Source organism: Lentilactobacillus otakiensis DSM 19908 = JCM 15040 (genome assembly GCF_001434145.1).
Taxonomy (GTDB): Bacteria; Bacillota; Bacilli; order Lactobacillales; family Lactobacillaceae; genus Lentilactobacillus; species Lentilactobacillus otakiensis.
The window spans coordinates 176,121-197,274 of sequence record NZ_AZED01000005.1 but is presented as its reverse complement, the minus strand read 5'-3'; the positions used below and the strand labels follow the sequence as shown (position 1 = coordinate 197,274).

Annotated in this window: 24 protein-coding genes; 13 read left to right on the top strand and 11 right to left on the bottom strand. The window is 43.9% G+C overall.

The genetic code is table 11. The annotated features are described in order from the left end of the window. Nucleotides 1–56 precede the first annotated feature (56 nt). Nucleotides 57–908, top strand: a complete 852-nt coding sequence (locus FD05_RS02565; protein WP_039932899.1) for a fumarylacetoacetate hydrolase family protein — start codon at nucleotides 57–59, stop codon at nucleotides 906–908. A gap of 248 nt (nucleotides 909–1,156) precedes the next feature. Here FD05_RS02565 and FD05_RS02560 read toward each other — a convergent pair whose 3' ends face one another. Continuing rightward, complete coding sequence (locus FD05_RS02560) at nucleotides 1,157–2,209, bottom strand: lactonase family protein (protein WP_020281246.1); 1,053 nt, start codon at nucleotides 2,207–2,209, stop codon at nucleotides 1,157–1,159. 97 nt (nucleotides 2,210–2,306) lie between these two features. On the opposite strand from FD05_RS02560, the gene FD05_RS02555 reads away from it, so the two are divergent. From FD05_RS02555 to FD05_RS02535, 5 genes are all read left to right on the top strand, one after another. Next, nucleotides 2,307–2,798, top strand: a complete 492-nt coding sequence (locus tag FD05_RS02555; protein ID WP_020281247.1) for a GNAT family N-acetyltransferase — start codon at nucleotides 2,307–2,309, stop codon at nucleotides 2,796–2,798. Nucleotides 2,799–2,955: 157 nt separating this feature from the next. Beyond that, nucleotides 2,956–3,423, top strand: a complete 468-nt coding sequence (locus FD05_RS02550; protein WP_020281248.1) for a Fur family transcriptional regulator — start codon at nucleotides 2,956–2,958, stop codon at nucleotides 3,421–3,423. 272 nt (nucleotides 3,424–3,695) lie between these two features. Continuing rightward, nucleotides 3,696–4,694 (top strand): peptidoglycan recognition protein family protein, encoded by a 999-nt coding sequence (locus FD05_RS02545; RefSeq protein ID WP_039932901.1) that lies wholly within the window; start codon nucleotides 3,696–3,698, stop codon nucleotides 4,692–4,694. Between the two features lie 258 nt (nucleotides 4,695–4,952). After that, nucleotides 4,953–5,768, top strand: a complete 816-nt coding sequence (gene proB / locus FD05_RS02540) for a glutamate 5-kinase (RefSeq protein WP_020281250.1) — start codon at nucleotides 4,953–4,955, stop codon at nucleotides 5,766–5,768. Beyond that, on the top strand, nucleotides 5,761–7,005 hold the full coding sequence (locus tag FD05_RS02535; RefSeq protein WP_020281251.1) for a glutamate-5-semialdehyde dehydrogenase: 1,245 nt from the start codon (nucleotides 5,761–5,763) through the stop codon (nucleotides 7,003–7,005). The genes proB and FD05_RS02535 overlap by 8 nt, the downstream gene beginning before the upstream one ends. 50 nt (nucleotides 7,006–7,055) lie before the next feature. Here FD05_RS02535 and FD05_RS02530 read toward each other — a convergent pair whose 3' ends face one another. The 6 genes from FD05_RS02530 to FD05_RS02505 form a co-directional block, all read right to left on the bottom strand. Next, nucleotides 7,056–8,579, bottom strand: a complete 1,524-nt coding sequence (locus FD05_RS02530; RefSeq protein WP_020281252.1) for an ABC transporter permease/substrate-binding protein — start codon at nucleotides 8,577–8,579, stop codon at nucleotides 7,056–7,058. After that, a complete protein-coding gene (locus FD05_RS02525) occupies nucleotides 8,572–9,516 on the bottom strand; it encodes an ATP-binding cassette domain-containing protein (RefSeq protein ID WP_020281253.1) in 945 nt (314 codons plus the stop codon). The genes FD05_RS02530 and FD05_RS02525 overlap by 8 nt, the downstream gene beginning before the upstream one ends. Nucleotides 9,517–9,578: 62 nt before the next feature. Continuing rightward, a complete protein-coding gene (locus FD05_RS02520) occupies nucleotides 9,579–10,349 on the bottom strand; it encodes a YibE/F family protein (protein ID WP_020281254.1) in 771 nt (256 codons plus the stop codon). Then, nucleotides 10,349–11,464: a YibE/F family protein gene (locus FD05_RS02515; RefSeq protein WP_039932903.1), complete on the bottom strand. Its 1,116-nt coding sequence runs from the start codon at nucleotides 11,462–11,464 to the stop codon at nucleotides 10,349–10,351. Before FD05_RS02515 ends, FD05_RS02520 begins: the two co-directional genes overlap by 1 nt. Nucleotides 11,465–11,794: 330 nt before the next feature. Continuing rightward, nucleotides 11,795–12,229: a universal stress protein gene (locus tag FD05_RS02510; protein WP_020281256.1), complete on the bottom strand. Its 435-nt coding sequence runs from the start codon at nucleotides 12,227–12,229 to the stop codon at nucleotides 11,795–11,797. A gap of 81 nt (nucleotides 12,230–12,310) precedes the next feature. Continuing rightward, the gene (locus FD05_RS02505; protein ID WP_223602570.1) at nucleotides 12,311–12,829 is read right to left on the bottom strand and encodes an acyl-CoA thioester hydrolase; all 519 of its coding nucleotides are present in this window, start codon (nucleotides 12,827–12,829) and stop codon (nucleotides 12,311–12,313) included. A 208-nt stretch (nucleotides 12,830–13,037) separates the two neighbouring features. Here FD05_RS02505 and FD05_RS02500 point away from each other — a divergent pair, with 208 nt between their 5' ends. The 3 genes from FD05_RS02500 (at nucleotide 13,038) to FD05_RS02490 (ending at nucleotide 15,219) form a co-directional block, all read left to right on the top strand. Then, nucleotides 13,038–14,108, top strand: coding sequence for a 2,3-butanediol dehydrogenase (locus FD05_RS02500; protein WP_020281258.1), 1,071 nt, complete (start codon nucleotides 13,038–13,040; stop codon nucleotides 14,106–14,108). A 153-nt stretch (nucleotides 14,109–14,261) separates the two neighbouring features. Next, entirely contained in the window at nucleotides 14,262–14,609 is a 348-nt protein-coding gene (locus tag FD05_RS02495; RefSeq protein WP_020281259.1) for an ArsR/SmtB family transcription factor, read from the top strand. Then, nucleotides 14,599–15,219 carry a cation efflux transmembrane domain-containing protein gene (locus tag FD05_RS02490; protein ID WP_039932906.1) on the top strand — a complete coding sequence of 207 codons (621 nt, stop codon included), beginning with the start codon at nucleotides 14,599–14,601 and terminating at the stop codon, nucleotides 15,217–15,219. The genes FD05_RS02495 and FD05_RS02490 overlap by 11 nt, the downstream gene beginning before the upstream one ends. A gap of 57 nt (nucleotides 15,220–15,276) precedes the next feature. On the opposite strand, the gene FD05_RS02485 is transcribed toward FD05_RS02490, so the two are convergent. The 4 genes from FD05_RS02485 to FD05_RS02470 all read right to left on the bottom strand — a co-directional run bounded on the left by FD05_RS02485 (nucleotide 15,277) and on the right by FD05_RS02470 (nucleotide 18,295). Continuing rightward, nucleotides 15,277–15,609: an AzlD domain-containing protein gene (locus FD05_RS02485; protein ID WP_039932908.1), complete on the bottom strand. Its 333-nt coding sequence runs from the start codon at nucleotides 15,607–15,609 to the stop codon at nucleotides 15,277–15,279. Then, nucleotides 15,596–16,303 carry an AzlC family ABC transporter permease gene (locus FD05_RS02480; RefSeq protein WP_020281262.1) on the bottom strand — a complete coding sequence of 236 codons (708 nt, stop codon included), beginning with the start codon at nucleotides 16,301–16,303 and terminating at the stop codon, nucleotides 15,596–15,598. Before FD05_RS02480 ends, FD05_RS02485 begins: the two co-directional genes overlap by 14 nt. A gap of 155 nt (nucleotides 16,304–16,458) precedes the next feature. Then, nucleotides 16,459–16,959: an O-acetyl-ADP-ribose deacetylase gene (locus FD05_RS02475; protein ID WP_020281263.1), complete on the bottom strand. Its 501-nt coding sequence runs from the start codon at nucleotides 16,957–16,959 to the stop codon at nucleotides 16,459–16,461. A 10-nt stretch (nucleotides 16,960–16,969) separates the two neighbouring features. Continuing rightward, complete coding sequence (locus FD05_RS02470; protein ID WP_020281264.1) at nucleotides 16,970–18,295, bottom strand: replication-associated recombination protein A; 1,326 nt, start codon at nucleotides 18,293–18,295, stop codon at nucleotides 16,970–16,972. Nucleotides 18,296–18,506: 211 nt separating this feature from the next. Here FD05_RS02470 and FD05_RS02465 point away from each other — a divergent pair, with 211 nt between their 5' ends. The 4 genes from FD05_RS02465 to FD05_RS02450 are packed head-to-tail and all read left to right on the top strand — an operon-like array spanning nucleotide 18,507 to nucleotide 21,143. Continuing rightward, a complete protein-coding gene (locus tag FD05_RS02465; protein ID WP_020281265.1) occupies nucleotides 18,507–19,370 on the top strand; it encodes an ABC transporter ATP-binding protein in 864 nt (287 codons plus the stop codon). Between the two features lies 1 nt (nucleotide 19,371). After that, nucleotides 19,372–20,241, top strand: coding sequence for an ABC transporter permease (locus FD05_RS02460; protein WP_039932910.1), 870 nt, complete (start codon nucleotides 19,372–19,374; stop codon nucleotides 20,239–20,241). Nucleotides 20,242–20,260: 19 nt separating this feature from the next. Further along, complete coding sequence (locus tag FD05_RS02455; protein ID WP_020281267.1) at nucleotides 20,261–20,716, top strand: LytTR family DNA-binding domain-containing protein; 456 nt, start codon at nucleotides 20,261–20,263, stop codon at nucleotides 20,714–20,716. A 10-nt stretch (nucleotides 20,717–20,726) separates the two neighbouring features. Further along, nucleotides 20,727–21,143, top strand: coding sequence for a DUF3021 domain-containing protein (locus FD05_RS02450; protein WP_039932996.1), 417 nt, complete (start codon nucleotides 20,727–20,729; stop codon nucleotides 21,141–21,143). Nucleotides 21,144–21,154 lie beyond the last annotated feature (11 nt).

The window sequence follows — 21,154 nt, the reverse complement described above, 5'->3', positions numbered from 1 at the left end:
TGGGTGTATACTAATATCGCTGTTCGTTAATTGAATGAAAGCCAGGAGGGGTAATATTGAAATTAGCAATGTATAATAATCAGCCAACATTCGTTGCGCTCCAAAACGGTCAGTTCTGGGGCGTTCCAATTACTGGTTACGACTCAATCGACGATATTTTGAACGATTGGCAAAACTTCTTGTCAAACGTCCTAATTGATATTAATGACGACAAAATTATCGACAACGATGCCGCAGAACAGCTCGACCCAGAGAAGTTCGAGCAGCCCGTTCAGCATCCTCGTCAATTACCCGCAATTGGTTTCAACTATCTTGATCACATGAAAGAAATGGACATCGTGAAGCCTAAACGACCGAATGTCTTTAACAAGTTTGTCAGCTCACTTGCCGGGCCTCATAATTCAATTCACCTCAGTGGCGATACAGTTGACTGGGAATCTGAATTGGTAATTGTGATTGGCCGCGGTGGCCGCAACATCAGCCGGGAAGACGCTGAAGATGCGATTGCCGGTTACACGGTCGGCCAAGATATTTCCGATCGAACCGTCCAATCAATCGATGGCCCAAGTACCCAGTTTGATCTCGGAAAATCATTCAAAAATTACTCACCTATCGGCCCTTACATAAGCACAATTGCTGACGTTGACGACATTGTTTCAAAAAATGTTACGACCAAGGTTAACGGTGAAATTATGCAGCAGGCGACTGTTAACAAGATGATTTTTGATATTCAAACCTTGATTTCATATATTTCAGGTGTCATCGAATTGTACCCAGGCGATCTTATTTTTACCGGAACCCCAAGTGGCACCGGCGTTGGCAGAGATCCGCAAGTCTTCTTAAAATCTGGCGACGTGTTCACCAGTGAGATTGATGGCTTGGGAACGATTCAAACAAAGGTCAACTAGAGACGTCGGCCGTTCCAAATAATATTTAAATGCAAAAAGCTGGAGCTAAATCGTTGTGATTTAGTCCCAGCTTTGTTAGTTTAGATTTTGTGTTTGTTGGTTTGGTCAGTGGTGGCAGGTAAGGCTATATAGCCAAAATGTGCTACTTGGGGCAACAACCTGCAGCTAAGGGAAATCCCTCGAAAATCAAACTCGATTTTCAAGCGATCCCCCTTAGCCTACGGTTGTTAACCGCCCCAATCCGCACTCTACTTCTTTCTCAAAATACTAACCCCTTCGGGCACCATGAAGTCCTTCTGCACCATCGTCAATTTGCCTGATTCACTGTCGCGTGTGTACAATGTGGCGTTGTCTGAATTTTGGTTCAGGGCAATGACAAACGATTCATCATCGCTCAAATTAAAGTCCCGTGGGAAGTCCCCTTCCGTTGAGATTCTCTGGATCAATGACAAATTCCCTTTTTCGTCTGAACTAAAGACGGCGATTGAGTTATTACCACGGTTGGAAACATACACGAAACGGCCATCCTTTGATACCCGAATTGCAGCGGCACCATTATGTTCCGTCCAGTCATCTGGAATCGTTGAATTGATATCACGTAATGATAGAACGCCCTTGTCAGCATCGTAATCCAATACGGCAACGTTGCTGCTCAATTCACCCACCAGATAGGCAACTTTCTTCTTAGGATCGAAGTAGATGTGACGGGGACCGTAACCATCCTGCATTTGTAATTCGCTGACAGGAACTAATTTGCCGCTGTCTTGCAAATCATAAATGAAGACTTTGTCGACGCCCAAATCAACGGCAACAATTCGGCCTTCCGGTGTTAAATTGATATAATGTGGATGAGGGCCATCCTGCTGTTCTTTACGAAAGCCGAGTTTCCCCTTGTCCATAATTCGATCAGCTTTAGAAATTGAGCCATCGGCGCCAATTTTATATGAGTTAACAGTTCCAGCATGATAGTTGGCGGTGAAGACCAACTGCTTGTCTTCATCAACTGAGATGTAGGCCGGTGAGGTTTCCTGGTCATGAATCGAAGCGATCGGCTTCAATGGAAAATCGGTGCTGGTGCCATCCCATTCGACAAAGCCCCCGGTAACGTTGTCTTGGTCATCTTTGACCTTGGTAATCGCATAAATCCGCTTTTGATCAGATTCGGCTACATAGGTTGGGTCGATGGCGCTGCCCACAAACACCAAGTTTTGTAGTTTTTTATTTTCAGTATCCAATTCTAATTGATAAACACCTTTACTAATTCTTCGGGTGTATGTCCCAAGCAAGTATTTTTCTATCAAAATTTTCCCTCCAAAATAACTTTATAGGTTCATTATGCCACAGATAAAACGTAACCAAAACACCTTTGAAAGCTTTTTCACGAAAGGAACCCACTTTATGACATCTTTTGAAAAATTTCATCCAGTTCTCACCGCCCATTTGACGCTTGATTGGCTCACTCAAACACCCGTCAAATCAATTGATGACTTATTTTCCAAGCCATCTATCACCACTGCCAAAGCTGAAAAAATGCCCAGCAAAATTCTTGATACCGTTAAAGAGATTAATCACATAATGCGTCGGGTCATGAATGCCAAAGAACTTACCTGGGGCATTACTGATTCTAATTCGGAGGTGTTCGTCGGCATCATCAGCCTGCGTGGATTTGATGAAGCTGCCAAACATGGTTCGATTGAATTCATTATTGATCAGGATCACAGCGAGTGCCTGGCGGAAGTGGTTGAACGAACGGTTCGTTTTGCCCAGGATCATTTTAATTTTGACCAGCTTTCAATCACATTTACCAACGCATCATCCCAAACTCAAAAGGATTTAACTGGCCTTGGATTTGAAGTGATACAAGCCAATCAATTTACCATTAGTATTTAAATTGATTTCAAACTAAATCAGCTGAAGACCGTCAAACAATACGAATTTCTTGCACAATTTCAATTATCATATTAGAATTGTTCTAAAGTGCAAAATGAATTATAATGAACTTGAAATGATACCTTACTGAACCGCTCCTCATGGAGGTGCACCTAAAATGACAAACGCAACTTTAAAACATTCTCTTGGTCAGCTTAAAAAACAGGGTATCCGAATTACTCCACAGCGTGAGGTAATCCTGGATTATTTGATTACCCACCATAACCATCCAGATGTCGAAACCATTCGTGATGGGATCGAGGACAAATTACCCAACTTAAGTGTGGCTACAATCTACAATACATTAAGAATGTTAGTCGACAACGGCCTGGTTATCGAACTGCCGAATAATGACGGTGGCATTCGCTACGACTATTTTGGGGTTCCCCACTATCACGCGATCTGTGAGAACTGTGGCAAGATTATCGATATTTTTGACGACGATTACCCCGAGTTGGTGAAGCATGTCCAACAGACCACTCGAGACAAAACCGACTTTCTGGTAACCGGAACTCAGTTAGAGGTCACCGGGATCTGTCCTGACTGCCAGCGTAAACTGCATTTGGCCAAGCTTTCCAACAAATGATTATTACAGCGTCAAAGTGTTGATATATCAGTCGTTTGTGAAACAATTTAAGAATTTTGTCAACAACTCTTAATATGATTGACAATTAGTACTGTAAAGCCCACGGGTAAGCGTTAAGTCGCTGTTCGTGGGCTTTTTGTCTGGTTGAATTGTATCATGCAAATCGTATATATTAATGACCGTAGCTAATTACCACTATGTAAAAATAAATTAAACATTTAAAACGAACTTTTAAAAAACACTAATAAACAATTCTGAAGGGACTAATTGATTTGAAGAAAAGAGCGATTATAACTGCCCTTTGCTCGCTAACGCTGGCGGCAATCGGTATGTTTGGACTAAGCAGCACAGCGGGGGCCAGTAGCGTAAACGATTATATTGCCAGCAATAACATCGGCCATGCACACGTAACATCTTCTGTGTGGGGTGGTTTTCCTAAGAACGCTTATCGGAAGGGTGTTGGAAAGCCGGAGGGCGTTGTTGTTCATGAAACTGCCAACCCAAATTCAACCATTTACAACGAAATTGCCTACATGAAGAAAAATTATAATAACGCCTTCGTGCATTCTTTCGTTGACGCCAGCCGGATCATTAACATTGCCAACACCAATTACTTATCTTGGGGTGCCGGCTATCCAGCTAATGCTCGCTTTGTTCAATTTGAACAGGTTGAGGTTCATAGTAAATCAGCATTTGCCCATGAAATCGCCAATGCTGCTTACTACACTGCATACATTTTGAACAAGTATGGTTTGACACCGAATGATGCCGCATACGATGGCAAGGGAACTGTTTGGTCACACGGGGGTGTTTCCAAATATCTGGGTGGTACTAATCACACCGATCCAGCCGGCTATTATGCATCAGCAGGTAAGAAATACTTTGGTTCCAAATACACGTTCGCCCAATTCTATCAGTTGGTGAAGACCACCTATAACAATTTGGCAGCGGACGGCGCAGCTCATGGTTCATTAACAGCTTCATCAGCAAAAAAGGCATATGACAAGGTCACATATGCCAAAGCAGATTCACAGGCGTCATTAGGAGACGACTACAAGTCATATAGATTATATAACCATATTAAGAATTCCCGCTCTGGGGTCAAGTCATATTCATGGGATTCAGTCAAAGCTTCCGTTGGCAAGAAGGTTTATATTGATGACATCGGAACAAAATCCAATGGTCACGATTGGTACCGAGTCACCTTCTCAACCGATAGCGGCGCTCAAAAATACTGGGTCTATGAAAAGGCACTTGATCTAATCAATTGACAACATAATTGAATTAATATATGATTATGTCAATTTAGAAGACCAAGTAGTGTCACCTCAGAGAAAATGTCGTCTGGTGAAAGACATTTAAGTACACGAATCCTATCTTCATTAATACGATTGCCCTAATCAGGCACGGATTTTTCCGTTATAAAACAAAAGTGTGAAGCCTAGCTTTGAATGAGAATGGTACCGCCCGTTGTGGGTGTCTCAAATTCAAAGCAGGCTTTTTTTATACAAAAATATGGGGTGAATAAGATGGACAAACGAATCATTAACGCAAATCGAATCGTGGTCAAGGTAGGAACCAGTAGCCTGATCCACCCAAACGGAATGGTGAATCTGAAGACTTTTGATGAATTGGCATACACCTTGAGTGCACTGAACAATCAAGGTAAAGAACTAATTCTCGTCTCTTCTGGTGCCATTGGGGTTGGTTTGAATAAAATGCATCTTAAAAAACGGCCAACCGAGATCGGCGCGCAGCAAGCACTTGCTGCCATTGGCCAATCTGAACTGATGACTTTGTTCACTCAACGCTTTGACCATTACCTCACTGACATTGCCCAAGTGCTGCTGACCCACGACATTTTCGATTATCCCAAAAGCAATCAATTCGTTATGAACACCTTTGATTGTCTGCTGCGGGACAACGTCATCCCCATCGTCAACGAAAACGATACGGTGGCCACTGATGAGTTGGACCATAAGACCACCTTTGGTGATAACGATCAGCTATCGGCAATTGTTGCCAGCCACGTTGACGCCGATCTGCTGATCGTCTTGTCTGATGTCGACGGTTTCTATGATCAAAATCCTAACAAGTATCCTGATGCCAACCTCATCAGTACTGTAAACCAGATTGACGAAAACGAGTTTGGCGTTGCCGGTGGCACTGGCAGCCGCTTTGGAACTGGTGGCATGCAAACCAAACTGTTGGCTGCTAAGCGCATGTTGGATGAAGATCGCATGATGGTTCTCGCTAACGGTGCCGATCCACGAATTATCTTCAAAATCTTAGCCGGAAAAAGTGTGGGAACAATCTTTCAAAAGGAGAGTGTAGCTCATGAATGACAAATTACTCGAAATTGGCAAGAATGCCAAAGCTGCCGCTTACAAATTAAATCTAATGGATACGGTCACTAAAAATAAGATTCTCAACGCTTTTGCGGAAGCATTGGGTACAAACGTTGACACCATTCTAACCGCCAACCAAAAAGATCTGGCCAACGCCACTGATATGCCGGCTAAATTCACCGACCGACTCAAGTTAACCGAACAACGGATCAATGATATGGCTGAAGGACTCCGCCAAGTGGCTGCTTTGCCTGACCCAATTGGCAATATCGACAAAGGTTGGCAAAACGACGCCGGCCTAAACATCGAGAAGAAACGCGTGCCATTAGGAGTCATCGCCATGATCTTTGAAGCCCGCCCAAATGTCACCGTTGACGCTTCTGCCCTGACGTTTAAGAGTGGTAATGCAGTTATCTTACGTGGCGGTAAGGAAGCCTTAAACAGCAATCTTGCCCTCGCCCAAGTTCTAAGAGATGTTTTGAAAACGCACGGTTTAGATGAAAATTCAATCCAGATTCTACACGATACCAGTCATGAAACTGCCAACGACCTCATGCATCTCAACAAATATGTCGATGTGTTAATTCCTCGTGGTGGTGCTGGTTTAATCAACGCTGTTGTAAAGAATGCCACGGTTCCGGTAATCGAAACCGGTGCCGGAAACTGTCACATCTACGTTGATAAAAACGCTGAATTACAAATGGCCATCGATATTGTCGTTAATGCGAAAGTTCAACGACCATCCGTCTGTAATGCGGCTGAAAAGCTACTGATCCATAAAGACGTGGCGGAAACCATGCTGCCAGCTATCGCCAAAGCCCTTGAAGAACACGGGGTCGAGCTTCGCGGCGATACGACCAGCCGAAAAATTGTCTCGTCAATCGTCCCTGCTACTGAAGAGGACTGGTCAACTGAATACAACGATTTGATCATGGCAGTTAAAGTGGTTGACGATGAGCAACAAGCCATCGATCACATCAATCAGTATTCAACTGGACACTCTGAGGTCATTATTTCTGATGATTATCAAAGCGGTCAAGAATTCCTCAACAAGATCGATTCGGCCTGTGTTTATGTGAATGCTTCAACTCGATTCACTGACGGCTTTGAATTTGGCTTTGGCGCAGAAATTGGGATTAGTACCCAGAAACTGCACGCCCGTGGCCCGATGGGATTGAATGAATTGACGACTACCAAATATGTTATCCGAGGTAACGGTCAAGTTAGAAAATAAGCAAACAACTAATTTTAAAAGGAACTCGACAAAATGCCGAGTTCCTTTTTTCAATCTAAGAGATGATGTGCCTGAAGATATTCTTTCGCAACATCCGCAGCATTGCGGTGCTTAACGGTTACCTGGTAATTCATTTCCTGCATGTCACTGGTCGTAATTTTACCGGACAAACGACTCAGTGACCGGACCACGTCAGGGTGACTCTTGGCAAACTCATTGGTCATCATAGGTGCCCCCTGGTATGGTGGAAAGAATTTTTTGGAGTCCTTCAACACGACCAAATGGTATTCCTTGATTTGCGGATCAGTGGTGTACGCATCGGTCACGTCCACCCGACCGTCCGCTAAAGCAACATATCGCAGCGACGGTTCCATCGTCCGGGCAGATTTTAGCTTAAACTGATAGGCCTGCTGCAGACCGGGATAGCCATCAGATTGTTGGTAAAAGTCCGGATCAAATGCCCCGTTCAAGCGGTTCCCGACCCTTTGCAAATCAGCGATCGTCCGCAAATGATATTTATCAGCAGTCGCTTTTCTAACCGTGATTGCGTAACCATTTTGATAAGCCATTGGTTTTAAATAATGCAGATGAAATTTCTGATTTAATGCGACCTTGGCATCGCGATACGCCAACTTAGGACTGGGATCGACCTTTTTGGGTGAATGAACCAGCGATTGAAGAACCGTCCCAGTAAACTCTGGATACACGTCAATTTGGCCGCTTTGCAGCGCCTTAAACAAAAAACTGGTGCCACCAAAATTGGGTTTGAGTTGAACCTTCGTCCGCGGATTATCCTGCTCGACCAAGTCCTTATACATATTAATCAGAATTTCGGGCTCACCACCCATTTTCCCTGCAATGGTGATGGTTTGAGCAGGCTTGTCAAAGAGTGACCAGCCAAGCACGCCACCGCCGAACACAAGGATGGCCAAAACGCCGATCCCCAATTTTTTGAAGGAAGTTTTGGAAAGCGCCTTAATCAACCAACTTGCTAGTAACGCTAGAACTGCAGACAATACTGCACCCACAATCAAGGCGGCGTTGTTATTGGTCTGGATTCCTAACAGAATGTAGGTTCCCAGGCCACCGCCGCCAATCAAAGCAGCCAGTGTCGCCGTTCCAATCACCAAAACAGTCGCAATCCGAATCCCCGAAAGGATCATTGGCATCGCAAGCGGCAGCTCAATTCGGAATAACTTGAAGCGCTTCGTGACGCCCAGCGCATCGGCAGCTTCCAACAACACTGGATCAATATGGGTCAGTCCAGCATATGTGTTTTGGAAAATCGGCATAATTGCGTACAGAACCAAGGCGATAATCGCTGGCACGATCCCAATCCCAACAAACGGAATCAAAATTCCTAATACCGCCAAGCTGGGGATCGTTTGAATCACCCCGGCTAATTGAGAAATGACTTCGCCGATCTTAGGGCGATTAACCAGCGCGATTGCCAGTGGAATGGCAATCACAATCGTGATGATAATCGCAATTAATGAAATTTCCACGTGCTGCCAAAGCGCTTGAATAATGGCGCCGGCATTTTTACTAATGTAGGTACTGACTTCATCAACCATTTGCAGGCTCCTTCCCCAAGTCCGCGATATAGGAAATTAAATCGCCTTGACTGAGAACTTCGCCATCAACCGAAATCAGCTGACCAGGATTCTTCTCCAGTAGTCCAGCCCATTCGTAAACCGTCTGACTGTTTTGAAGGCGAATAACGTTGTCGCCCTTGGCCAGATGCCGGCCCAAGCCGGAGTTAATAACCTGTTTGAGCAGTTGGTCACCTGAATTGTCCACATCAAAAAAACGTTTAACGAATTCATTGGCGGGATTGGCCATCAAATAATTCGGCTCGCCTTCCTGAAGTAAAACGCCGTTATGAATCACGGCCAGCCGATCTGCAAGTAAAAAGGCTTCATGCATATCATGGGTCACAAAGACAATAGTCGTGTCAATTTGTTTATGGAGATTCAAAATAATTTTCTGCAACTGTCGCCGGGAAACCGGATCCAAGGCGCTAAAAGGCTCATCCATCAATACCAGTTTGGGTCGCGCAGCCAACGCCCGCACAATTCCGACACGTTGGGCTTCACCACCTGACAATTCACTGGGCATGCGATTAAGAAATTGATCCGGATCCAAATTAACCTTGGTCATTAATTCAACAATTCGAGCATGCTTTTCTTGAACTCCCCAACCCAAATTATCAAGCTGGATTGAAGCATTTTGTTCAATGGTCATGTTGGGAAATAGCGCGCCTGTCTGCAAGACATAGCCGATGTGGCGGCGGAGTTTTTGCAAATGACTGTCGGCCACATTTTGACCATCAATTTTCACAATGCCACTGGTTGGGACGACTAATCGATTAATAGTTTTTAAAAGCGTGGTCTTCCCACTTCCAGAAGGTCCAACCAACACAAAAAGCTCACCATCATCAATGGTGAGATTTAGGTCTTTTAATGCAAATTGACCGTCAAACTTTTTAGAAACGTTGGTAAACTCGATCATTCGCGATCACCTCGTCAAATACATGGTGCTTTAAATATAATCAATTTATTAGGTAAGCACAACTATTCCTTCAGCTGCGATTTGTGAAGCCGTTTCAACTTAAAGCTCATAATCCAAGTTGTGATTGGAATCGTGGTCACCACGCCAATCAATGAAACGACAATCGCAATTAATTCGGCAGCAAAAACTTTATCATTTAAAATTTCCCCAAATGAATAATTGAGCCCGTAGAACCAAATGAACAAAGCCAGCGAACTGCCAAAAAAGCCGAAAAACAGTGTGTTCACGGCAGTTCCAATGATTTGCTTGCCGATGACCGTCCCGTCGACGAATAGTTGACCGCTCGTAATGGCTTGGTGTTGGGAAACAATTTCATCCAACCCCGACGCGATGGCAATGGCCGCTTCCGCAACTGCTCCCAAGGAACTCAAGATCGCAGTCGCTATCGCAATTTTAGTGAAATTAATTCCAACGTATGTCGATAGGCCTTCAAGCTCTTCGCTGTCTTCCAAACCGAAGCCACCGACTTGAGCCCAATACTCAATTGGAATGATAATCACAACAATCAAAATTAAGACGATAACTGAGGCTTGAAAAGCAGTCGTCGAAGCATTATCGCTGGCACTGCTCCAAAAAATTGTAATTGAAAGTAAAATCACGCTGGAAACAATTGTCACAATAATGGGTGGGAGATGAAAGGCAATTAGAACAATCGTAAAAAAGAGAATGCCAAAGTTGACCACCATGCTCAAAAATGAAGTGATCCCTTGTTTGCCACCCACGATAATCATGAGAACCAGTAAGACCAGCCCCAATGCAGTAATTGATCCCATCAGCGTTCATCTCCTTTAATCCAAAGTCCGGCAAAGGCACTCGACAAAATCACTGTCAAAACAATCCCGATGCCGCTAATTAAGCTGGAGGTCATCCCCAAGGACATGTTCATCGAAAACGAATAGTGCCAAGTATTCCCATTCTTCAGGTAAAGTAAAGTCATCGCCAAAGTTTCAGCCATGAAAATAAAGAACAAGACATTAATCAGCGGCCCCATAATTGATTTACCAATTTGTCGACCAGATTTAAAAATATCCATTCGACTAAGCTGCGGCCGCTCTTGCTTCAAAGTCGCCAATGAGGCGACAATATCAGTAGCCTCGTCCATGACGGCCCCCAGAACACCGATCAGCACTTCAGCAATGAACAACGGTTTTGGCAGCTGAGTGACATATTGCATTGACTCATAATAGACGCCCCGTTCTTGAGTCACCCCAAAAACGATGAGCGTAATCAAAATTGTGGCCGCCGTCGCACAAAGTACAGCAGAAAGCGTGACTAGCATTTTTTTGCTCCAACCCATAACCAGTATCAGCGTCACGAAGCAGAAAATAACAGCTAAAATGCTAAAAATCAAAATAACCGCTGCACCATTATTGTTGTGATCAATCTTAATTGCCAGCCAGAACAGAATCGTATTGATCAAAATGCTGGAAATTACTGTGACTCCCCGTAATTTGAGAATCACAAACAACAGACTGATGGCAATCGCAAATAAAAAGGCGATTGGCGCGTCCCGCTTAATGTCCTTCACCGTTGCGTGCAGCTTAGGTTGTGTATGTACAGTGATAAAGAGTTTTTGACCTTTGGTATATTGGTGATCCATTGCATGAGAGTCAGAATAAGAATTTTTAATATGGAGTTTTTGGCCCGCATGCTTGCCGTTGGTAATCGTCCCGTATAGCTGCTGAGTGTGGTAATGATCGACATTTTGAAATTCATCGGTCATTTTAACCGCCCGACCATTTTGCACCTGATCGACCTGATAAATCGTCTGATGATACAGGCCATCATTGTGCTGACAGAAAAAAGCAGCCAGAAAACAGAAGGCCACCACCAACAGGATTTGAAGCCAGGTCATTTTATTTGTTAATTTCGCGTCCATATCACACATCTTTTCAGATTAATTTAGAATTATTGTAACATTTGTGGAATTGGACTGCTGGCTTTATGTAGAATCGTTAGGAAAGTGAAAGATTCCGGGGGAAGTGTAAGTGAATGGGAATTGGTTTGTCGTGGTTTGGCCTTCTGCTTTTGAGTTATGTGCCAACGACCGGCGGAAAGCCTGTCTAGCCTACTTGGCGACGACCCAGACCCCTACTGTATAAACGAAGGCAGTCAACGACGAACACACTACGTTCATCATTGACTGCCTTCGCTTATACTCCGACGGCCATCAAATGCCTAGCCTACTCGGCGGGGTCTAACCGGGTCTCGTTACATACTATTTTTTAAAATCAACGACCATTACATTGACAGTTGAATGTCGAACAACATACGCTGTCGTGGATCCCAGGATTGCCCTGGAGAGTCCGTTAACACCTGATTTTCCGATGACAATCAACGAGGCACCGTACTTTTCAGGTAATTCCTTTGAGATTTGAATTTTTGGAACCCCGACAACAAAGTGGGTTTCAACTTTGGCGCCTTTTTTCTCGGCAATTTCTTTTGCGTCATCCAAAATTTCGTCTGCCCGTTCACGGAATGACTCCATCACGTCTTGACCCAGAGTGACCCCATACTGAACGTATCGTTGGTCACTGGCAACCGAGACAATCTGTAATGTGGAGTCAAAAGACTTTGCCAAAGCAGCTGCTTCTTCCACAGCCTTCATCGCATTATCACTACCATCAACCGGAACCAAAATTGTTTCATACATATCCAACACCTCCAAATTACTCTATCTAGATTTATCTTACCATTGTGTGAATGAATATACATGAATCAACTCCTGATAGGCTTACTTTAAGTTCAAATGGGAAATAATTGCCTTATTATCTGCCAATTCAGCGTTACGTTCCTTTAGACGTTCGCCATAGCTGCCCAGCAGATATTTTTCTTCATCTGACTCGGCTATTAATTTTGGAAAATGAATTTCGCTCATGTCATTAGTGACAATCAGAGTGCAAAAAGCGATAAAAGCCACCTTGACTTCCTTGGTCTTGGTATCGGTCGTCAAAAATTTGGTAAACACTTCGACTGCCCGTTTATGACTGCCAGTCACATACGAAATACACGTCAGGATCTCATTGGGTTGAGCTGGCGATAGGAATTGCACGTGGTCATAGCCAGCCGTCACAAACGAGAGGTTCCCGGGAAGAAATTTCACACCCGCTAAACCGGCGTTGGCATCCAAAATTCGCAAGGTTTCTCCACCAAACTGAATTTGACTGTTATTCAATTGAGCAGGAAAAACGTAGCTTTCATGAGTTGCCCTGGTGTCTGCACACTTAATTATTTTGATGATAATCTCCTCCAAAATTAAGCCTTTTTCAATCGCTTGCTAATAAAATATACACATTTAATGATAACCTTTTCATGCCTATAATAGCAACACTTTTCAACGTTAATTGCGTTGTTTGTGAATGTAATATTAAATTATTGCATTCATTATTGTAGGCGGTTTCACATGGGTGTAAACTTAGGTTGTTGATGGTAAGAAGTTTTTCATTCTAGGAGGTCATAACATGAAAGCAGTACGTATTTATGGTGAGAAAGATATCCGTGTTGAAAACGTAGAGATCCCAGAACCAAAGGATGATCAAGTTCAAATTAAAGTTAAATATTGTGGAATTTGTGGGAGTGACTTACACGCCTACCTCGAAGGTTGGGGTTTGCCAACCGTGCCTTATCCATTAACTGGTAAAACCGTTCCAATCACCTTAGGCCATGAGTTCTCAGGTGAAATTGTCAAAGTTGGTAAAGACGTTGATGACCTGCAAGTAGGTGACCATGTTGCCGTAGAACCATTACTTGCTTGTGGAAAATGTGAAAACTGTCGTGCCGGAAACTACAACTTCTGTAACAAAGCCGTTTCAACTGATGGCGCCGGAAACTTCTTAGGATTCTCAGAAGATGGCGGAATGGCAGAATTTGCCAACGTTCAAGGTGTCTTTGCTCACAAGATGCCTAAAGACATGGACTTCGAGTTAGGTGCACTGGCAGAACCAACTGCCGTTGTTTACGAAGCCATTAAGAAGAGTCATTTACGTGAAGGCCAAAACGTTGCTGTTATGGGTGCCGGCCCAATTGGTTTGCTGGAAGCCGTTTTAGCTAAAATTGCTGGTGCGAACCACGTTTATATCGTCGATGTTTCCAAAGTCCGTTTGGATAAAGCCAAGGAATTGGGCATCGAGCATGTTTTGGATCCAAGTCAAGACGATGTTGAAAAGATTATCAAGAAAGACTTGCCAAACGGGGTTGATATTACCTTCGAATGTGCCGGTGTTCAAGCAACCTTTGACTCAGCTCTCAAGGTAACTAAGCGAACAGGTATCATTCAAGTGGTTGCCCTTTACGCAAAGCCAGTTACCATGAACATGACCGATGACTTGATTATGCAAGGCAAGGATGTTATTACCACCCTTTGCTACAACAACTCATTCCCTAACGTTTTAGGCATTATTGATAACCATAAGGATCTGTTCAAGCAAGTTGTTACCAAGAAAGTTAGTTTGGACAATGCTTTGGAAGATGGTATTAAAGCATTATCAACTGACAAATCTCAGGTGAAGATTATGATTGATCCATCACTTTAGAGTGCGTACTAAGCGGAGAAATCTGGCTTAGGCAGCACATTCTGTCAAAATAAGCTTACAAAAACAATCAAAAACTGGAACCCAACGTGGGTTCCAGTTTTTTGCATAATCATATACATATGTTATAATATTCATATGAAAGGAATGACATATATGGTTGATAATTCAAATTCTCAACAAGAAATCTCTCTCATCGACGCTCGTCATTTATCCGAATCGGAACGGATTTTTAAGCTGCTGAGCAATCCAAACCGTTTACAAATGCTTAAGGTCTTGGAGCAGCAAGAACTCAACGTCACTGAACTGGGAAGCTTACTGGGGTTGGAGCAATCGTACGTCTCCCATCAACTTGCGCTGTTGAGAAAGCATCAACTGGTGTCATCCCATCGCGTTGGTAAAGCAAATTACTATCAATTAGATGATCCCCACATTCTCGATGTCATTAACGAAATGCTCGAGCATGCCGATCACGTCATAAGGGGTAAAAAACATGGCCAGTAACACAAATTCTCAAGTATTAATCGATCGAAGTCTCCGCACAGAATATTTTTCCACGGCTTGGATGGCGTTCGAATTCGTTGTCGGCTTCTATTCAGGACTAAAGGCTGGTTCAATCCTGCTAATTGCATTCGGATTGGACAGTTTTCTAGAAATCATTTCTGGCAGCACCTTGATTTGGCGACTGCAAAAAGAAAATAACGGTGCCAGTCCCGCAGAAATTGAACATGCCGAAAAACGATCATCACTGATTGTTGGCTCCGTGCTACTGCTATTATCGGTATATGTCACCGCAGTATCGCTGTTCAATCTATTCGCCCATTCGGCGGCGGACACCAGCTATTCTGGGATTGCCATCGCCATTGCATCAGTCGTTCTGATGCCAATTTTGACTCTTCGGAAACGCGCGCTTGGTAAGGCGTTGCATTCTGATGCTCTGGTCGAAGATGGAATGTGCAACATCACCTGCGCCTACATGGCCGGAACCGTCTTGATTGGTGGATTGCTAACCGCTCTGTTCAACTGGTGGTGGGCCGATTCAGTTGCTGCACTGATCCTGGTTTACTTTATTGCCAGTGAAGGACTGGAATCCTTTAATGAAGGCCGAAATTAAACAGAACCTCAAAAATGCCAAGCACGTGAATCATGATCGTGCTTGGCATTTTATTATTTATAGGCCAAAAACGAACCGAATAACCCCCAAAGAAATAACACCGACAATGACAATGACTAATAAATTTTTGGAAATAATTGCTGCAATAACCGTTGGCACTGAGGCGAGGAAGTTCCCCCATTCAATCGACGGCAGTTGGCCGATGTGCTGAATAAACAAATTTTCAAACCATAGTGCTGACATGATCGCAATCGGTACAAAACTCAGGAATTCAACAACCCCTTTTGATAATTCGAATTTTTTCAACAGAACAAATGGGGTGATTCTTGATATCCAAGTAACCAGGCCGGTTCCCACGATCGTGAGCAGTACAAAATTAAAAGAAGGCATGTTTCATCACCACCCCAAAAGTGCAGGCTACCAGGGTAACCAACAAGATTAGCAAACTGCTTGGAATAAAAATGAGTCCAAAGTAGATTGCGACCAATACGAAACCGACGACGATTAATTGGAGATTGAACTTGATCGAACGATCACTAATCAACTGAAGATAGAGCAAGCCAATAAACATAGCAACCAAGGCAAAATCCAAGCCGAATTTTTCAGGGTTGCTGATGAAATTTCCGAGCACGGCACCAACCAGCGAAGAGAGAATCCAAGTCATGTAGGCCAGCAGATTAGCTGTATTGAACCACGGAAAATTCAAATGATTATCAGAATAATTGAGCTTATTCATCCCCAGGGCAAAACTTTCATCGGTCAACAAACTGCCCACCAAAATGTTCTTAATCATACTTTCATGCTTAAAATAAGGTGCCAGAGTCGTACTCATCAAAATCATCCGTGAGTTGACCAGGAAAACCGAGAAAATAATTGAGAGAATCGGACTATGAGCTGCCAGTAAACTGACAACCACAAATTGTGCCGATCCAGCGTATGTAATAATGGACATGAGTGTCACTAGTAGTGGACTTAATCCCGCGGCTTTGCCGACGATGCCGAAAGCCAAGCCAATTCCTATGTATCCAAAAACGGTGGGTAATGTGTCTTTTGTTGCTGCTGGAACAGTTAATTCTCCATTCATTTAACACACTCCTTCTGAACGTTACATGTTGATGTAACTTGCTAGTATTAATAAAATTCTAATGTGCTTCTCATTTAAAGTCAATGATAATCTGTCGCTAAACTAGAAAAGCTCGAAGTTGTTGATGCTCATCAACGATTTCGAGCTTTTTCTGACTATTTTTGTTGGTTCAGTTCAGCTTCATATGCATCATAAGTTCCCGAATCAAACGCCACCATCGTGACGTCGAGTGGCGCCTCAAAGGTTTTAATCGCATCAATCGCGATCTTGGCCGCCTGATCCAGTGGATAGTCATAAACACCTGTGCTGATCGACGGAAACGCAACTGTCTGGCAGCCATTTTCAACTGCCCGCTTCAAACTGTTAACATACGAGTTTCGCAGCAATTGCGCTTCATTACTGTGCCCGCCGTGCCAAATTGGCCCCGGGGTGTGAATCACAAATTTAGCTGGGAGATTAAATCCCGGTGTCACTTTTGCTTCCCCTGTTGGGCATCCATTGAGCTTCCTGCAGGCCTCGTCAAGCTGAGGACCGGCTGCCCGGTGAATTGCCCCGTCAACACCACCACCGCCGCTCAGCGCTGTATTAGCAGCATTGACGATCGCGTCAACATGCATCGTCGTGATGTCGCCCTTGATTAACTTAAATTGTGCCATTGAATTACCCTCACTCTCTGTGGGCCTTTTCCCAGGCCTTGATTTGTTCCAAACGTTTCTTGAAACGAATTTCATTACCTTGCTCGGTTGGCGCGTAATACGTATGCCCAACCAATGAATCCGGCATCGTCTGCATGTTGGTTAGTTTATCTTTGGACTCATGCGCGTATTGATAACCTTTACCGTAGCCCAACTCAGACATTAAGGAAGTCGGCGCATTCCTTAATTGCAACGGAACCGGTTCATTGATTGAGTGTTTGACATCTTGTTCAGCCCCTAGGGTCGCCTTGTAGACGGCATTGGACTTGGGTGCCAGTGACAAATAAATGGCACATTCGGTCAAATGGACGTTACACTCTGGCATCCCCAAAAATTGGCAGGCCTGAAAAACATTAATCGCCACGTTCAACGCGTTGGTATCTGCCAAGCCAATGTCTTCACTGGCAAATCGAACCATCCGTCGGGCAATATACAGTGGATCTTCACCGCCACTCAGCATTCTGGTCAACCAATAAACTGCGGCATCCGGGTCGCTGTTTCGCATAGATTTATGCAGCGCAGAAATAATGTTGTAGTGCTCTTCACCATGTTTATCATACAAAAATGACTTGGTATTCATCAATTGATGCAGATTATCTGTGGAAACGGTGACTTGGCCATCCTTCTTAGGACTGTTATTCACAGCCATTTCCAAAGTATTTAAGGCGACTCGGGCATCGCCATTGGCAAACTCGGCAACTTCTTTGACTGCCTGCTCATCAATTTGAATCGTCTCTTTTGGAAAAGCCGCCGGATTGTTCAAGGTCTGATGAATGAGTTGAATGATATCGTCAGTTTCCAGCGGTTGGAGGACAAACACTTTGCAACGCGAGAGTAAGGCTGAATTAATTTCAAATGATGGGTTCTCAGTAGTCGCGCCAATTAAGGTGATGCTGCCCCGTTCGACAAACGGCAGGAAGGCATCCTGTTGCGCCTTATTAAATCGATGGATTTCATCGACAAACACGATTGTCTTGCCGCCCATCTCCCGGTTGGCTTCGGCATCCTTCATAATGTCACGAATCTCTTTGATCCCACTGGTGACAGCACTAAAAGTCACAAATTTAGCTTGCGTCTTTCGGGCAATAATTTCAGCGAGCGTAGTTTTGCCAACACCAGGTGGCCCCCAAAAGATAATCGATGGTAATTGATCACTTTCGATAATTTCTCGAAGAACCTTTCCCTTGCCAACGAGTTCGTGCTGGCCCACAAACTGGTCCAGTGTCTTGGGCCGGACTCGGCTGGCTAATGGCTGGTTACCGGATTGATTACCGGCAAATAACGATTCTTGTTTCATGATGACACCTCCTGACTAGTCGAATGAATATGTATATTCCAATTATACGAACACACGTTCTAACGGTCAACTCCTACCTTTATTCTATCGCAACCAGATTTCACTGGTCGATTTTCGCAACTTACGAATGCATTCCGACCACTCATCGACGTTTCAATCACAACCGCCACAAAACGGATTAATATAACACCATCAAGAGGAGATGAGCGTCATGTTAATCAAAACCAGAGAGTTAACCAAAACTTTTGGCAGTCAAATTGCCGTCAATCATTTAAACATCTCAGTTGCCGAGGGCAGCCTAACCGCTATTCTGGGGCCAAATGGAGCTGGCAAAACAACTGCCATGTCGATGTTAACCGGGCTGCTCAAACCCACATCGGGCACGATTGAAATCGCCAAGGATGCCCGAATCAGCATGGTCTTCCAACAAAGCATTTTAGATGACAATTTGACCGTCAAAGAAAACTTGGTAGTCCGGAGTCGGTTATATAAACATTCATCCAGAGATTATCTGGATACTTTGATCAAACAAGTCGAACTCACTTCTCTGATCAACCAAAAATATGGCAGCTTATCCGGTGGACAACGACGGCGTGTCGACATTGCGCGGGCCTTGATTAACAAACCAAACGTTATCTTCTTGGATGAACCAACAACTGGCTTGGATATTCAAACTCGAGAAGCCATTTGGCAGCTTCTGCACACCCTTCAAGAAACCCGCCAGCTAACGATTATTTTAACCACTCACTATTTGGAAGAAGCTGATCATGCAGATGAGGTCTATATCATCGACCATGGCAGTGTGATTGCCGAAGGTTCCGCTGAAACCATCAAACAACAATATTCGAAAAATAAATTAGTGATCCAAACGAATCAGCCAGAGCAAGTGAGTGATTTAATTCCTGCTACTATGATGAGCCAATCAGCTGATCACCAAATCACCTGCTGGCCGGATAATTCGACTCAGGCTTTAGAATTATTGGCATCGATTAAAACATATATTGTTAATTTTGAATATCGTCATGGGACGATGGACGATGCATTTCTAAAACTGACTGGAAGGGAGATGCGTTAACATGCTCGCATTATGCCAACGCAATTTAATGCTTTATTTCAAGAACAAGACCAGTGTCTTCTTCTCACTGTTCGGAGCCATGATTTCATTTATCCTGTTCGTGGTATTTCTAAAACATTCTATGGTTCAGGAATGGCATCACATGCCCAATGCCACGATTATGATGGATCTTTGGCTGATTGGCGGTACGCTTTCAGTAACAGCAATCACGACGACTCTAACGACATTGGGTCGCATGGTCATCGACGAATCAAAAGGCGTCTTAAAAGACTTCTATCTAACAGATGCCTCCCCGTTCAAAATTAAAATCAGCTACATGCTCAGTGCGGCCATCATTGGCTTCATTATGCAGCTGGTGATGTTAGTGGTCATGCTGGGTTATTTTGCTCTGGTCGACGGTCTGGCAATTCCCTGGCCGAAAACCGTACAGCTGGTCGTTTTGGCAATCGCCAGTTCGCTCTTAGCCGTTGCCATCAACATGATCATTGTTCAATTCGTCCACCGGATCGAAACGATGAGTGCAATCGATTCAGTCATCAGTGCTGCCGCTGGATTCCTAGTTGGTACCTATATTCCGATTGGGGCGCTGCCGAACTTTGCCCAGACAATCATCAAATTCACGCCCGGTGCGTATGTCGCCTCGCTGTATCGGCAAATCATGATGAATGACAAGATTCACTCGGTGTTTGGAAGCGGTCAAGCTTTGCACTATTTCAACAAGGAAATGGGCATTCAGCTCGACTGGAACCACCTGCTGACCATGAATCAGAGCTATGCGGTTATCGGATACACACTTTTGGGTAGCATTTTGCTCATCTTCGTGACAGAATTGGTTAAGAAACATCAAAGTGCCGTCACAACGATCGGCTAGCGTTGAAGGAGCGATTTGAATGGAAATCCATTTTCAGCAAAATACACAATTGAATGATGGTGACATTGAAATCACTTTGTCTGCCAAGGAACGCTCTTTAGAAATCGATGAGCTGATTGCCTACCTCAAGAACTATCAGTCGATGCCGCCGGCTGTTGTTCCGATTAAGTCGGATGACCATGTCTATTTGGTCCAGCCGGAAAATATCATCTTGATTGATGTGTCCGGAAACGACTTGAACGTGTACACCAAGGAAAAGGTCATCCCCACTAAAGGTCGACTGTATGCGTTGATTGATAGATTAAACAATCCAGACTTTGTCCAGGTTTCCAAGCATGCTGCAGTGAACATCAACCATCTCCAATCGTTAGAAGCCAGCTTTACCGGTGGCATGACAGCCATCTTAACCGACAAATTAAAAACGGATATCAGCCGAAAGTATCTTAATGTCTTGGAGCATCGGCTTGGACTGTGAAGGTGAAATTATGAAGAAACAATTTAAATTAATTGGCAGACTGTTCATCAATGGGGTTGAGATTGCTTCAGTAATCTATTTGCTGCTACTGGCCGCTGGTGCTCAGTCGAATTTCCCAACGGTCAAAAACATCTTAAGTATTATGATCATGGGTGGGCTGATTGGTATCTTTAGCGGAATATTCTCCCTCGACGACATTCGAATCGAATTACCAATTCATTTTGTAATCACATTCTTAGCTGTGCTTGCCATGATGGCGATTAATAACTGGGTACTGTGGTCAAACATGACATTTTGGCTTGGATTCATTCTTGAATATGTCATCATTTACGCAATTGCCTGGTTCATTGTTTTTCTTTCGGGAAACGTCAAAATCAATCGAATCAACAAGAAGCTCAAAGAACGCCAAAAAGCGCAAAATAAGTAGCAAAATTACCG

Bases quoted from the DNA above. Each gene is read 5' to 3' on its own strand.
- FD05_RS02460 (WP_039932910.1), top strand. From the start codon at position 19,372: ATGCTCGCATTATGCCAACGCAATTTAATGCTTTATTTCAAGAACAAG.
- FD05_RS02450 (WP_039932996.1), top strand. From the start codon at position 20,727: ATGAAGAAACAATTTAAATTAATTGGCAGACTGTTCATCAATGGGGTT.
- FD05_RS02530 (WP_020281252.1), bottom strand. From the start codon at position 8,579: ATGGTTGATGAAGTCAGTACCTACATTAGTAAAAATGCCGGCGCCATT.
- FD05_RS02495 (WP_020281259.1), top strand. From the start codon at position 14,262: ATGGTTGATAATTCAAATTCTCAACAAGAAATCTCTCTCATCGACGCT.
- FD05_RS02470 (WP_020281264.1), bottom strand. From the start codon at position 18,295: ATGAAACAAGAATCGTTATTTGCCGGTAATCAATCCGGTAACCAGCCA.
- proB (WP_020281250.1), top strand. From the start codon at position 4,953: ATGGACAAACGAATCATTAACGCAAATCGAATCGTGGTCAAGGTAGGA.
- FD05_RS02510 (WP_020281256.1), bottom strand. From the start codon at position 12,229: ATGTATGAAACAATTTTGGTTCCGGTTGATGGTAGTGATAATGCGATG.
- FD05_RS02520 (WP_020281254.1), bottom strand. From the start codon at position 10,349: ATGGGATCAATTACTGCATTGGGGCTGGTCTTACTGGTTCTCATGATT.
- FD05_RS02480 (WP_020281262.1), bottom strand. From the start codon at position 16,303: ATGAATGGAGAATTAACTGTTCCAGCAGCAACAAAAGACACATTACCC.
- FD05_RS02555 (WP_020281247.1), top strand. From the start codon at position 2,307: ATGACATCTTTTGAAAAATTTCATCCAGTTCTCACCGCCCATTTGACG.
- FD05_RS02490 (WP_039932906.1), top strand. From the start codon at position 14,599: ATGGCCAGTAACACAAATTCTCAAGTATTAATCGATCGAAGTCTCCGC.
- FD05_RS02500 (WP_020281258.1), top strand. From the start codon at position 13,038: ATGAAAGCAGTACGTATTTATGGTGAGAAAGATATCCGTGTTGAAAAC.
- FD05_RS02515 (WP_039932903.1), bottom strand. From the start codon at position 11,464: ATGTGTGATATGGACGCGAAATTAACAAATAAAATGACCTGGCTTCAA.
- FD05_RS02475 (WP_020281263.1), bottom strand. From the start codon at position 16,959: ATGGCACAATTTAAGTTAATCAAGGGCGACATCACGACGATGCATGTT.
- FD05_RS02535 (WP_020281251.1), top strand. From the start codon at position 5,761: ATGAATGACAAATTACTCGAAATTGGCAAGAATGCCAAAGCTGCCGCT.
- FD05_RS02455 (WP_020281267.1), top strand. From the start codon at position 20,261: ATGGAAATCCATTTTCAGCAAAATACACAATTGAATGATGGTGACATT.
- FD05_RS02465 (WP_020281265.1), top strand. From the start codon at position 18,507: ATGTTAATCAAAACCAGAGAGTTAACCAAAACTTTTGGCAGTCAAATT.
- FD05_RS02485 (WP_039932908.1), bottom strand. From the start codon at position 15,609: ATGCCTTCTTTTAATTTTGTACTGCTCACGATCGTGGGAACCGGCCTG.
- FD05_RS02550 (WP_020281248.1), top strand. From the start codon at position 2,956: ATGACAAACGCAACTTTAAAACATTCTCTTGGTCAGCTTAAAAAACAG.
- FD05_RS02525 (WP_020281253.1), bottom strand. From the start codon at position 9,516: ATGATCGAGTTTACCAACGTTTCTAAAAAGTTTGACGGTCAATTTGCA.